Annotated in this window: 10 protein-coding genes; 7 read left to right on the top strand and 3 right to left on the bottom strand. The window is 73.9% G+C overall.

Annotated features, from left to right (window positions below):
- The first annotated feature begins 99 nt into the window (after positions 1-99).
- The 6 genes from CNX65_RS13320 to CNX65_RS13290 all read left to right on the top strand — a co-directional run bounded on the left by CNX65_RS13320 (position 100) and on the right by CNX65_RS13290 (position 7,927).
- Positions 100-1,245 carry an ABC transporter substrate-binding protein gene (locus CNX65_RS13320; RefSeq protein ID WP_096493069.1) on the top strand — a complete coding sequence of 382 codons (1,146 nt, stop codon included), beginning with the start codon at positions 100-102 and terminating at the stop codon, positions 1,243-1,245.
- A gap of 46 nt (positions 1,246-1,291) precedes the next feature.
- Positions 1,292-2,353 (top strand): LLM class flavin-dependent oxidoreductase, encoded by a 1,062-nt coding sequence (locus CNX65_RS13315; protein WP_096493068.1) that lies wholly within the window; start codon positions 1,292-1,294, stop codon positions 2,351-2,353.
- On the top strand, positions 2,353-3,033 hold the full coding sequence (locus CNX65_RS13310) for a cysteine hydrolase family protein (protein ID WP_096493067.1): 681 nt from the start codon (positions 2,353-2,355) through the stop codon (positions 3,031-3,033). The genes CNX65_RS13315 and CNX65_RS13310 overlap by 1 nt, the downstream gene beginning before the upstream one ends.
- A 5-nt stretch (positions 3,034-3,038) precedes the next feature.
- Positions 3,039-4,364: an NtaA/DmoA family FMN-dependent monooxygenase gene (locus tag CNX65_RS13305; protein ID WP_218180941.1), complete on the top strand. Its 1,326-nt coding sequence runs from the start codon at positions 3,039-3,041 to the stop codon at positions 4,362-4,364.
- Complete coding sequence (locus CNX65_RS13300) at positions 4,361-6,730, top strand: MFS transporter (RefSeq protein WP_198320467.1); 2,370 nt, start codon at positions 4,361-4,363, stop codon at positions 6,728-6,730. Before CNX65_RS13305 ends, CNX65_RS13300 begins: the two co-directional genes overlap by 4 nt.
- A gap of 234 nt (positions 6,731-6,964) precedes the next feature.
- On the top strand, positions 6,965-7,927 hold the full coding sequence (locus CNX65_RS13290; RefSeq protein ID WP_096497763.1) for a nucleoside hydrolase: 963 nt from the start codon (positions 6,965-6,967) through the stop codon (positions 7,925-7,927).
- Positions 7,928-7,976: 49 nt separating this feature from the next.
- Here the strand turns inward: CNX65_RS13290 and CNX65_RS13285 are convergent, their stop codons facing one another.
- Complete coding sequence (locus tag CNX65_RS13285) at positions 7,977-8,363, bottom strand: VOC family protein (RefSeq protein WP_096493064.1); 387 nt, start codon at positions 8,361-8,363, stop codon at positions 7,977-7,979.
- The gene (locus CNX65_RS13280) at positions 8,360-8,665 is read right to left on the bottom strand and encodes an ArsR/SmtB family transcription factor (RefSeq protein ID WP_177154384.1); all 306 of its coding nucleotides are present in this window, start codon (positions 8,663-8,665) and stop codon (positions 8,360-8,362) included. Before CNX65_RS13280 ends, CNX65_RS13285 begins: the two co-directional genes overlap by 4 nt.
- 105 nt (positions 8,666-8,770) lie before the next feature.
- On the opposite strand from CNX65_RS13280, the gene CNX65_RS13275 reads away from it, so the two are divergent.
- Complete coding sequence (locus tag CNX65_RS13275; protein ID WP_096497762.1) at positions 8,771-9,568, top strand: TIGR02452 family protein; 798 nt, start codon at positions 8,771-8,773, stop codon at positions 9,566-9,568.
- A 64-nt stretch (positions 9,569-9,632) separates the two neighbouring features.
- Here the strand turns inward: CNX65_RS13275 and CNX65_RS13270 are convergent, their stop codons facing one another.
- A complete protein-coding gene (locus CNX65_RS13270; protein WP_096493062.1) occupies positions 9,633-11,255 on the bottom strand; it encodes an ATP-binding cassette domain-containing protein in 1,623 nt (540 codons plus the stop codon).
- Between the last annotated feature and the right edge of the window lie 628 nt (positions 11,256-11,883).

The following is an 11,883-nucleotide window of genomic DNA, read 5'->3' as shown; positions in this document are numbered from 1 at the left end:
ACCCCGAGGGCGGGTTCGCAAGGAAACACCTGCTGCACCCCAGCACCGGTCACACACCGGTGCGGGTTCCGCATGTCACCTTCACGAGGAGCACCCCTTATGAGGCACCCCCTTGCCCGCGCAGGCCTGGCACTGACCACGGCCATGGGCGTGGCGCTGGCGGCGAGCGGCTGCTTCGCCGGCAGCGACAGCTCGTCCAGCGGCAACGAGAACGCGCCTGCCGCGAACGTCGCGGAGGGCAGCCAGATCTCCGACGAGCGCTGCCAGAAGAACAAGGACGCCGGGAAGATCGTCTACCTGACGGGCTACCAGTACCAGGCGTCCGCCTCGATCCTGGAGTACATCGCCGCCGACAAGCTCGGCTACTTCAAGGCGCTGTGCCTGGACGTCGAGATCCAGCCGGGCACCGGCGACAGCATGGGCAACGCCCGCATGGTGGCCGCCGGTCAGGTCCAGGTCACCCCGATCTCCCTGCAGGAGATCATCGGCGCGCGCGTCGAGGGCGAGGGCTCGAAGATCGTCGGCATCAGCGCGTACTCGTCGTCGGGCCTGGACGTCCTGATGACCAACAAGGACGTCAACAACCTGACCCAGCTCGAGGGCAAGATCCTCGGCCACAAGGGCAAGGTGCCCACCAGCGTCGAGGCGATGCTGAAGAAGGCCGGGGTCAAGTACGACGCCGTCCAGCAGGTCAAGGTCGGCTACGACGCGACGGTCCTGCCGCGCGGCGAGGTCCAGGCGCTGACCGGCTTCATCTCCAACGAGCCGAACCAGCTCGCGGCCCAGAACAAGGATGTCACGGTCTGGCGGCCGTTCACCTTCGGCATCCCCAGCTCCATCGGCGGCATGGCCGCGAACCCGGACTTCGTGACGAAGCACCCGACCGCGGCCCAGGACTTCATGCGCGCGGGCTTCCACGCGTACGAGTACTGCGCGGACGACGCCAAGGTCTCCGAGTGCGTCGGTTACGCCACCGAGGCGGCGGGCGGCGCGAGCGACGCGTACGACCCGAAGCACCAGGAGAAGATCTGGAAGACCGAGGTGGCGGAGATCGAGGCCACCCGGACCAAGACGGTCGCGCTGGGCGCGCTCGACCTGGGCCACATCTCGTCGCTGGTGACCTTCCTCAAGGAGGCGAACGCCATGCCGGCTTCGGTGACCGAGGAGACCGCGAAGACCTACTTCGACACCAGCGTCGTCGAGGGCCTGTACGACGCCGACCAGCTCATCTGGCCCGCGCCCTGACGCGTGCCTAGGCACCACCGCTCAACCTGAAAGGCGAAGCCCCGCTATGTCGCGCAAGGATTACGGAATCTTCCTCCCCATCGGCAGTGGCGGGTGGATGCTGTCCACGACGGCTCCCCACCCGCAGGCCACCTACGAGTACAACAAGCGGGCGGCACTGCACGCGGAGGACATCGGCCTGGACTTCATCATGTCGATGGCGAAGTGGCGGGGCTTCGGGGGCACGACCGACCACTGGGGCGAGAGCCTCGAGTCGATGACGATGATGTCCGCGCTCGCCGAGGCCACGAGCCGGGTGCAGGTGTGGGCGACCATGCACGCCAACGTCCACCACCCGGCGATCGCGGCGAAGATGTACACGACGCTGCAGCAGATCTCCGGCGGGCGCGCGGGCATGAACATCGTCAACGGCTCCTACGCGGGTGAGTTCACGCAGTTCGGCCTGTGGGACGCCGAGCTGAGCCACGCCGAGCGGTACCGCATGACGCGCGAGTGGACCGAGGCCGTCAACCGGCTGTGGACCGAGCACTCGGTCTCGTTCGAGAGCGACTTCTTCACCTTGGACGAGGCCGAGTCCCGGCCGCACCCGGAGACCAAGCCGACGATCATCAGCGCGGGCCGCTCGGCGTCGGCCCGCGAGTTCCAGGCGCAGTACGCGGACGGCGCGTTCCTGGCCTCGGACACGCTGGAGGAGATGCGGGAGTACTCCCGCGACGTGCACGCCAGGGCGGAGTCCCTGGGGCGCGCGGTGAAGACCTTCTCCATGCTGACCGTGGTGCAGGACGAGACGGACGAGGCCGCGGCCGAGAAGGTGCGCGCCTGGGGCGCGGGCCTGGACCGGGAGGCGCTCACGTCGATGCGGATCGCGTGGGGCATCCCGGAGCAGCAGGCCCGCTCCTGGGCCGAGGACGCGAAGGGCGAGCAGGCCTTCCAGACGCCGTACGTGAGCGGCGACGCCGACACCGTGCTGGAGCACATCCGGCACATCGTGGGCGAGGCCGAGCTGGACGGGCTGATGCTCATCTTCCCCGAGTACGACCAGGACATGGTCCTGTTCGGCGAGACCGTGCTGCCCCGGCTGCGCGAGCTCGACGGGGCGGCGGGCTGATGCCCACCCGCGAGGAGATGCTCGTCCACCTGACGGCGCCGGAGAGGCGTCCGGCGCTGCTCGTGGTGGACGTGCAGAACTCCTTCGCCGACCCGGAGCTCCTCGCCTCGTGGGGGACTCCCCTCGAGGCGCTGGAGCTGGTGGCGAGCGCCGTGGCGGGCACCGACCGGTTGGTCGGGCTCGCCCGCGCCGCGGGCGTCCCGGTCATCTGGATCGAGCTGGCCAGCGACCCGGCCCGCCCCTGGCGGGCCAGCGCCTGGCTGCGCACCGGCGACCCGGACACCCCCTACGGGCCGGACGAGCCGTGCGTGGTCGGGACGGAGGGCGCGCGCTGGTACGGCGTCGAGCCCGGCGCCGGGGAGGCCAGGGTCGCCAAGCGCGGCTACAGCGGCTTCCACGGCACCGGGCTCGCCGACCTGCTGCACGAGCAGGGGATCGACTGGGTGACCGTCGCGGGGCTGACCACGGAGTGCTGCGTGGCCGCCACCGCGGTGGACGCCTTCCAACACGGGTACCCGGTCGTGGTGGCCACCGACGCGGTGGCCGCGTACGACCTCGAGGTTCAGCGCGCCGCGCTGAACCAGCTGGAACTGACCTCGGCCGTGCTCGCCAGCTCCGCCGATCTGCAACGGACGTGGGCGTCCTGGGGCGCCGCACGACTGACGGGAGCCCATCGGTGAGCGGTATGCGCATCGCGTTCGACCTGTCCTTCACGCACACGGAGGGGCGCTGGGCGCGCCCCGGCTCGTGGGAGGGCCGGGACTTCCCGGACGTGCGGATGTTCATGGAGCTGGCGCAGACCGCGGAGCGGGTCGGCGTGGACATGCTGTTCTTCGGCGACGGCAGCGGCATCCCGGACACCTGGCGGGGCTCGATCGAGCCCGCCGTGGAGTGGGGCATCCAGTGGCCGCGCCAGGACATGTCGCCGGTGATCGCGGCGATGTCCACGGTGACCTCGTCGATCGGGTTCGGCCTGACCTACTCGTCGACGTTCATGCACCCGTTCTACGTGGCGCGGCTGCTGAACTCGCTGGACCACGTCACGAACGGGCGGGTCGCGTTCAACGTGGTCGCCTCCACGCGGGGCGCGGACGCGGCGAACTACGGCTACGACAAGCTGCTCGACCACGACGTGCGGTACGAGCGGATGGAGGAGTTCGTCGAGGTGTGCCAGGCCCTGTGGGCCTCGGTGGCGCCCGACGCGATCGTCCGCGACCGGGCGACGGGGCGGTTCGCCGACCCGTCGAAGGTGGCGCCGATCAACCACCGCGGGAAGTTCTTCACGGTGAAGGGCCCGCTGTCGGCGGTGCCCAGCCCGCAGATCAGCCCGGTGCTGGTGCAGGCCGGGAACTCGCCGCGCGGCATCGCGGCGTCGGCGAAGTTCGCCGAGGTCGTGTTCGGCTTCGGCGCGAACCTCAAGGGCCAGCTGCGGCACCGCGCGCTCCTCGACGAGGCGCTGGTCGCCGAGGGCAGGGACCCGGCCAAGGTCGGCATCCTGTGGGCCAACCAGGTCATCGTGGGCCGCACGAACGCCGAGGCGCGCGCCCGGCGGGACGAGGTCCTGGCGTTCTGGGACCACGAGGCGGTGGGCGCGTACCTGTCGCACAACACCGGTTACGACTACTCGACGCTGCCGGAGAAGTTCGCGATCGGCGAGCTGCGCGACCGGATCCACGCCGCGCAGGCGAGCCAGGCGGGCCTGGTGTCGTCGCTGGCGGCCGAGCTGGGCGACGAGCACGTGCTGACCCGAGCCGAGTTCTTCGAGCACGGCTGGCGCAGCGCCACCGGCATCGACCACACGGTCGTGGGCGACGCGGCGACGATCGCGGACGCGCTGCAGGAGAACTTCGCGGCGACCGGGTCGCGCGGCGGCTACATGCTGTCGAGCCCGACCGGGATGCCGTCGGGCTTCGACGACATCGCCGAGCTGCTGGTGCCGGAGCTGCGCCGCAGGGGCGCGCTGGGCGCGCCCCGCTCGGGTCGCACGCTGCGCGAGAACCTGTCGGCGTGAGCACGTCGACCTCTCGGGGCGGGGACTGGCTGGCCCTGGCCAGTCTCTGCCTCGGCTTCTTCCTGCTCCTGGTGGACAGCACGATCATCTCCGTCGCGCTGCCCGCGCTGATGGCGGACCTGGGCGCCGACGAGGGCACGGCGATCTGGGTCAACAGCTCCTACCTGTTCGCGTACGCGGTGCCGCTGCTGGTGGCGGGCAGGCTGGGCGACCGGTACGGGGCCCGCGCGGTGTACCTGGCGGGTCTGGTGCTGTTCATCCTGGCGTCGCTGGCGTGCGGCCTGGTGTCGGGCCCGCTGGCGCTGGTGGCGTGGCGGGTCGTGCAGGGCCTGGGCGCGGCGCTGATGACGCCGCAGAGCATGACGATCATCCGCAGGCTGTTCGCGTTCCCCGCGCTGGGCGTGGCGATGGGCGTGTGGGCCTCGGTCGGCGGGGTGGCCTCGGTGAGCGGCCCGCTGCTGGGCGGGGTGCTCGTGGGCACGTGGGGCTGGGAGTCGATCTTCCTGGTCAACGTGCCGATCGGACTGGTCGCGCTGGCCGCCGCCTGGGTGTGGCTGCCGCGCGCGGAGCCGCTGCGCACGGCGATCCCGGTGACCGGCGTGCTGGTCAGCGGGCTCGGGGTGTTCGGCGTGGTGGCCGGCATCCACGGCGGGGTGCTTCCGCCGTGGGTGCCCGGCTGGGCGGCGGTGCTGGTCGGTCTGGCGCTGGTGGGCTGCGTGGTGTTCGCGCAGCGCGGCGAGCCGGACCGGGCGCTGGTGCCGGTGCCCCTGTTCCGGGACCGGGGTTTCGTGATGGCGTCGGTGGGCGCGGCGATGTCCTCGTTCACGGTGGGCGCGGCGATGATCCCGGTGATGCTGCACCTGCAGGGCGCGCGCGGTCTGGACTCGATGTCGGCGGCGCTGGTGCTGATCCCGATGGGCGTGGTGTGCGCGGCGACGGCCCCGTTCGCGGGCCGGTCGGTGTCGGCGCGCGGGCCCCGGTTCACGGCGCTGATCGGCTCGATCTCGCTGGCGGTGTCGGTGCTGCTGGCCGCGGTGCTGGTGGCGGCGTCGGCGCCGATCTGGGTGTTCGCGGCGGCGCTGGCGGTGTTCGGCCTGGCCAACGCGTTCGTGTGGGCCCCGATGTCGGTGGCGGCGCTGAACTCGGCCCCGGACCGGCTGATGGGCGCGGCCTCGGGCGCGTTCAACGCGATCAAGCAGGTCGGTGCGGTGGTGGGCAGCGCGGTGACGGCCGCGCTGCTGGCGGTGACGTCCCAGGGCGCGGCGCTGGCCGCGCTGGGTGTGGCCGCGCTGGTGTGCGTGCTGGCTTCTGCTCTGCTCGGGAGGAATGCGGTGGAACCGCTGGGACGGGTGTCCGGGGTCGTGGTGCACGGCGCCGGGCGCGGCAAGGACTTGGGCTTCCCCACGGCGAACCTGGACTTCGACGCGTCCGCGTCGGTGCCCGAGGACGGCGTCTACGCCGGGCGGTTCACCCTGCTGGACGGGCCGGACGCGCCGGTGGTGCTGCCCGCGCTGGTGTCGATCGGGTCGAACGAGACGTTCGACGGCTCGGCCCGCACGGTCGAGGCGCACGTGCTGGACTTCGACGGCGACCTGTACGACCGGCGCGCCGAGGTCGAGCTGGAGTCGTGGATCCGGGGCCAGGTCGGGTTCTCCTCGGTGGAGGCGCTGGTGGAGCAGATGCGGCGGGACGAGGTCGTGGGGCGGGCGCACTTCTCCGCGTCCGGTCCGGCCGGGTCCGTCGCGTCGACTGGGTCGAGCGCGGCGGACCGCTGGAACGAGCGGGTGGGCGGCGAGGAGCCGCGCTCGGGCGTGCTGGTGGCCGAGCGCGCGGCCGGTCCGGTGACCGAGCCGTACACCGACGACGTGGTGGCGCTGCGGCAGGCGTTCTCGGCGTTCCCGTCCGGGGTGGCGGCGATCGCCGCGCTGGTGGACGGCGAGCCGGTGTCGCTGGTGGTGTCCTCGTTCAGCGTGGGCACCTCGCAGGAGCCGCCGCTGGTGCTGTTCGCGGTGCAGCTGTCGTCCACGACGTGGCCGGTGCTGTCGACCGCGCCGCTGCTGGGCGTGTCGGTGCTGGGCGAGGGGCACGCCGGGAAGGTGCGGCAGCTGGCGTCGACGAAGGACCGGGAGAACCGGTTCGGCGGGCTGGAGACGGCGGTGTCGGACTCGGGCGCGGTGTTCCTGGAGGGCGCGCCGCTGTGGCTGGAGTGCGCGGTGGAGCACACCTACCCGGCGGGCGACCACGAGATCGTGGTGCTGCGAGTGCGGGGGCTGCGCTCGGACGAGGCGGCCCGGCCGCTGGTGTGGCACCGGTCGGCGTTCACCACGCTCGCGGACGAGCGGGAGCGGGAGCGCGTCGCCGGGTGACCCGGTGATCGGACGGCGGGGGCGGGTCTTCGGACCCGCCCCCTTTTTCGTCCGTCCTTTATTCGGCGCGGGGCGGGTTCGGCGCACGTTCCGCCGGTCCGGCAGCCGCGCGCGGACCGGTCGTTCGCGCCGCTCCCCCTTCGCGCGGCGAGGTGACCGCGAACCGGCGCGGGTGACGCCCCGGCCACGTACAGTGATTGCTCTCCAGTCCCGACCGCTGGGTGTGTGATCGTCATGCGCATCGTGCTGGACACCGATCCCGGCGTCGACGACGCCCTGGCCATCCTGTACCTGGCCGCGCACCTGGACGAGGCCGAGCTGGTGGCGGTGGGCAGCGTGCACGGGAACGTGCCCGCGCCGCAGGCCGCGCTGAACGCGCTGCGCGTGCTGGAGCTGGCGGGGCTGGGCGGGGTCCCGGTGGCGGTGGGGGCGCGGCGGCCACTGGCGCAGCCGCTGTACACCTCGGAGTTCGTGCACGGCCTCGACGGGCTGGGCGGGCGGGCCGGTCCGCCGCCGTCGCGGCTGCCGGTGCCGGTGTCGGCGGCCGAGCAGCTGGTGGCGCTGGCCAGGGCGAACCCCGGCGAGCTGACCCTGATCGCGCTGGGGCCGCTGACGAACCTGGCGCTGGCGGTGCTGCTGGAGCCGGAGCTGCCCGCGCTGCTGCGGTCGGTGACGGCCATGGCGGGGGCGACGGCGGTGCCGGGCAACATCACCCCGTACGCGGAGGCGAACGCCTGGCACGACCCGGAGGCGGCGGCGATCGTGCTGGACGCCGGGTTCGACCTGACGCTGGTCGGGCTGGAGGTGACCGAGTCGGCGCGGGCGGACGCGGACTGGCTGGACCGGCTGGCGGGGCTGCGGACGCGGCGGGCGCGGTACGCGAACGCGATCCTGGCGCACTACGTGGAGTTCTACACGCGGGTGATCGGCAGGCGCACCTGCACCCCGCACGACCCGCTGACCGTGGCGGTGGCGCTGGACCCCGGCCTGGCCACGCACCGCGAGCTGCCGCTGGGGGTGGAGCTGACCGGCACGCACACGCGGGGGCAGATCGTGGCCGACCGGCGGCGGATCACCACGACGGCGCACATCGAGAGCACGATCGACGACACGCCCCGGCCGGTGAAGGTGCTGCGGACGGTGCGGTCGGAGGTGTTCCTGGAGCGGTTGCTGGAGGCGCTGGCCCGGCCGGACTAGCGCCGGACCGGCCGGACTAGCGCAGGACCGGCCGGACCGGCGGGGCCCGTCAGGCGTGCTGGGCGATCTGGATGAGGTTGCCGCAGGTGTCGTCGAGGACGGCGACGACCACGGGCCCGAGCTCGGTGGGCTCCTGGGTGAACCGGACGCCGAGGGCGGTGAGCCTGGTGTGCTCGGCGCGCACGTCGTCCACGGCGAACGAGGTGGCCGGGATGCCGTCGGCGACGAGCGCGTCCTTGTACGGCTTGACGGCGGGGTGCTCGGAGGGTTCGAGGAGCAGCTGGGTGCCGTCGGGGTCGTCCGGGGAGACGACGGTGAGCCAGCGGGAGTGGCCCATCGGGACGTCGTCCTTGAGCCGGAAGCCGAGCACCCCGGTGTAGAAGTCCAGGGCCTTGGCCTGGTCGTCGACGAAGACGCTGGACAGGTGGATCCTCACGGTGCATCCCCAGGTGGTTCGGGCCGGAGCCAGCGGGCGAGCAGGTGCTCCAGCGGTTCGGTGTTGAGGTGGTGGAACTTGTAGCGGCCCTCGCGCCGGGTGCGGACCAGGTCGGCGGCCTCCAGGACGGCGAGGTGCTGGCTGATCGCCTGGCGGGAGAGCTCCAGGCCGTGCTTGGTGATCAGGCGGGTGCAGAGCTCGAACAGGGTCTGGCCGTCCCGCTCGACCAGCTCGTCGAGGACGAGCCTGCGGGTCGGGTCGGCCAGCGCCTTGAACAGCTCCTGGGCCACGGGGCAGAGCATAGGCAAGTGGATGCTTGCCTATCAAGGGGGTGGCCCGTTCGGGTGGCGCGGGTCCGCCGCGAATTCGGTTGCCCGCCGGTCGTGGCCCTCGGCAGGATCGGCGCCGTGAAGAGCGGGTTGCGCGTCATCGCCCAGGAGACCGTGGAGATCACCCGGCGCGGGTCCTACGCGGTCGGGGGCCGCGAGGTGGAGATCGGCGGGGCGGTGGCGGCGGCCGTGGCGGGCACGGTGCTGCACCTGCCGGACGAGCCGCTGGCCGAGGCGGTCCCGGCCGGGTCGGCGCTGGTGGAGGTGACCGGCGAGTCGACCCTGGAGGCGGCGCGGCGGCTGGGGGACGGGGTGGCCTGCCTGGTGTTCGCGTCGGCCCGCAACCCCGGTGGCGGGTTCCTGAACGGCGCCCAGGCCCAGGAGGAGGCGATCGCGCGCTCGTCGGCGCTGCACGCCTGCCTGGAGTCGGTCCCGGCCTTCTACGCCCACCACCGGGCCTGCCCCGACCTCGTCTACAGCGACCGGGTGATCCACGCCCCCGGCGTCCCGGTGTTCCGCTCGGACGACGGCGGGCTGCTGGCGCGACCGCACCGGGCGTCGTTCCTGGCGGCGGCGGCCCCGAACCGGGGCGCGGTGCTGGCCAACCAGCCCGAGCGGGTCGCGGACGTGCGCCCGGCGCTGCTGCGCCGCGCGGAGCGCGTGCTGCGCGTGGCGGCCCACCACGGGCACCGGCGGCTGGTGCTGGGCGCGTGGGGGTGCGGGGTGTTCCGCAACGAGCCGGGCGAGGTGGCGGAGGCGTTCGCGGCGGCGCTGGCGGCGGCGCCCGCGTTCGAGCACGTGGTCTTCGCGGTCCTGGACCGCCGCCGGGACTCCCCGACCAGGGCAGCTTTCACGGCCCGGTTCGGCGGGTCCTGACGGGGATCGCGGGGGCCGCCCCGTTCCCGAGGCGGTCCCCGCGGTCACCTCCGCGCCCGCGGGCTCACCCCAGGTGCAGCCGCGGCCAGTCGGCCAGGTCGGCGAGCATCCCCCGGTCGTGGGTCGCGACGACCACGGCGGCGGGCGTGCCCCGCAGCGCCTCGGTCAGCTCGTCCACGAGCGCGGCCGAGAGGTGGTTGGTCGGCTCGTCGAGCACGACCAGGTTCGGCCGGGTCGCGAGCCGCAGCGCCAGGTCCACCCGCCGCCGCTGCCCCTGCGAGAGCCGCCCGACCGGCGTGCCGGGCACGTGCCCGTCGAGCAGCCCCAGCGCGCCCAGCGGCAGCGCCCCGTCCCCGAGCCGGGCGTGCAGCTGGGCGGCGGTCACCTCGTCCGGCCACGCGGGGACCTCCTGCGCCACCACCGCGATCCGCGCCCCGGCGAGCCGCCGCACACCCCCGGACGTGGGCTCGACCTCCCCGGCGAGCACGGAGAGCAGCGTCGACTTGCCAGCCCCGTTGCCCCCGGTGACCAGCACCCGGTCACCCCCGTCGAGCACCAGGTCGACCGGTCCCCGCAGCCGCCCCTCGACGGCCACCCCGTCGACGCGCAGCAGCGCCTCCCCGCGCCGCACCTCCAGCCGCGGCCAGCGGAGCGAGGGCGGCGGCTCGGGCGCGGTGATCCGGTGCGCCTCCAGCGCGTCCCGCTCCCGGTTCAGCGCCCGCACGACGCCCGGCGCGCGGCTCTGCCGCTGGTGCCTGCCGGTCCCCTTGTCGGGCCGCCACCCGGTGCTGAGCCGGTCGCGCGCCCGGTCGACGGCCTCGGAGAGCCTGCGCCGCTCCTCGACCTGCTCCCCGTGCTCCCGCTCCCACCGCTCCCGCTCCCGCCGCCGCCCGTCCCGCCACCCGGTGTGCCCGCCCGCGTGGAGGCGGGCTGTGCCGTCCCGGCTGGGGTCGAGGTCCAGGAACTCCTCGGCGACGTCCCGCAGCAGCGCCCGGTCGTGGCTGACCACGGCGAACCCGCCGTCGCGGGCCCGCAGCCGGTCGGTCAGGAACGCCAGCCCGGCGGCGTCGAGGTGGTTGGTCGGCTCGTCCAGCAGCAGCACGTCGTGGTGCGCCCCCAGCAGGCAGGCCAACCGGACCCGGTACCGCTGCCCCACGGACAGCGTCGCCAACGGCCGCTCCCGGTCGGCGCAGGCGGACAACGCCTCCAGCGCGACGTCGACCCGGCGTTCGGCGTCCCAGGCGTCGAGCCCGGTGGCGACGTCCAGCGCGGTCGCGTACCGGTCATCGGCCCCCACGACCCCGGAGGCCAGCTCCTCACCCGCGAGCTCCAGCGCCCGGAGCGCGAGACGCGACCCCCGCAGCGCAGCACCGGTCAACGTCCCCACGCTCTCCCCACCCCGGACCTCCAGCGCCTGCCGCGCGAGCCCCACGACCCCGACCCGCCGCACCGTCCCGGAATCGGGCGCCAGCACCCCGGCGAGCACGTGCAACACCGTGCTCTTGCCCCGCCCGTTCTCCCCCACGACCGCCAACCGCGACCGGGCGGACACGGTCACCGACAGCTCCCGCAACACCTGCCGGTCCCCGAGCGCGACGCTGACCCCGTCAGCCCGCACATGCGCCCGCCGCCCGGCCGGCACGGGCACCCCGGCGAGCTCGTCGAGCTCCGCTCCGGTTCCCCCCACCCCAACAGCACCGGGCCGCGCACTCGCTCCCACGCCCCGAGCGGGCTCGGCACGGCCGCTGCCGGCTCCGCGCACGGCACCACGCCCACCGCCGGCTCCGCGCTCAGCACCACGCCCGCTGCCAGCTCCGCGCCCGCTGCCGAACCCGTTGCCAGCCCCAGGCTCGTCCTCACGCCCACCACCGAACCCGTTACCGGACCCAGGCTCGTCCTCGCACCCGCTGCCGGTCCCGCGCTCTACCGCGCGACCGCTGCCGAACCCGTTGCCAGTCCCGCGCTCTGGCCTGCGCCAGCCACCGGACTCGCCGTCGGTCCCGCTACCCCGCCCGCGCTCTTCCCCGCGCTGCCGCCCGTTCTCGCGCCCGTTCTCACGCAGCTGCCCGTTCTCATTCCCGCGCTGCCGCCCGCTCCCGCGCCCGTTCTCACGCAGCTGCCCGTTCTCATTCCCGCGCTGCCGCCCGCTTCCGCGCCCGTTCTCGCGCTGCCGCCCGTTCCCGCTCCCGCGCTGCCGCCCGCTCCCAGGCGCGCTCGCGCCCCCGCAGCCGTCCCTGCGGTCGTTCCCATCCCAGTTCCCCGCGCCGGATGCGCGCAGGGGTGATCCACCCAGTGGGTGCGACATGGTGTTTCTG

It is taken from the genome of Actinosynnema pretiosum (genome assembly GCF_002354875.1).
Lineage (GTDB): Bacteria > Actinomycetota > Actinomycetes > Mycobacteriales > Pseudonocardiaceae > Actinosynnema > Actinosynnema auranticum.
The sequence above is the reverse complement of the archived record's forward strand: the minus strand, read 5'-3'. Positions and strand labels throughout refer to the sequence as shown.

Excerpts from the sequence above, each read along its gene's own strand:
- CNX65_RS13315 (WP_096493068.1), top strand. The coding sequence starts at position 1,292 with ATGTCGCGCAAGGATTACGGAATCTTCCTCCCCATCGGCAGTGGCGGG.
- CNX65_RS13320 (WP_096493069.1), top strand. The coding sequence starts at position 100 with ATGAGGCACCCCCTTGCCCGCGCAGGCCTGGCACTGACCACGGCCATG.
- CNX65_RS13280 (WP_177154384.1), bottom strand. The coding sequence starts at position 8,665 with ATGCTCTGCCCCGTGGCCCAGGAGCTGTTCAAGGCGCTGGCCGACCCG.
- CNX65_RS13310 (WP_096493067.1), top strand. The coding sequence starts at position 2,353 with ATGCCCACCCGCGAGGAGATGCTCGTCCACCTGACGGCGCCGGAGAGG.
- CNX65_RS13305 (WP_218180941.1), top strand. The coding sequence starts at position 3,039 with ATGCGCATCGCGTTCGACCTGTCCTTCACGCACACGGAGGGGCGCTGG.
- CNX65_RS13290 (WP_096497763.1), top strand. The coding sequence starts at position 6,965 with ATGCGCATCGTGCTGGACACCGATCCCGGCGTCGACGACGCCCTGGCC.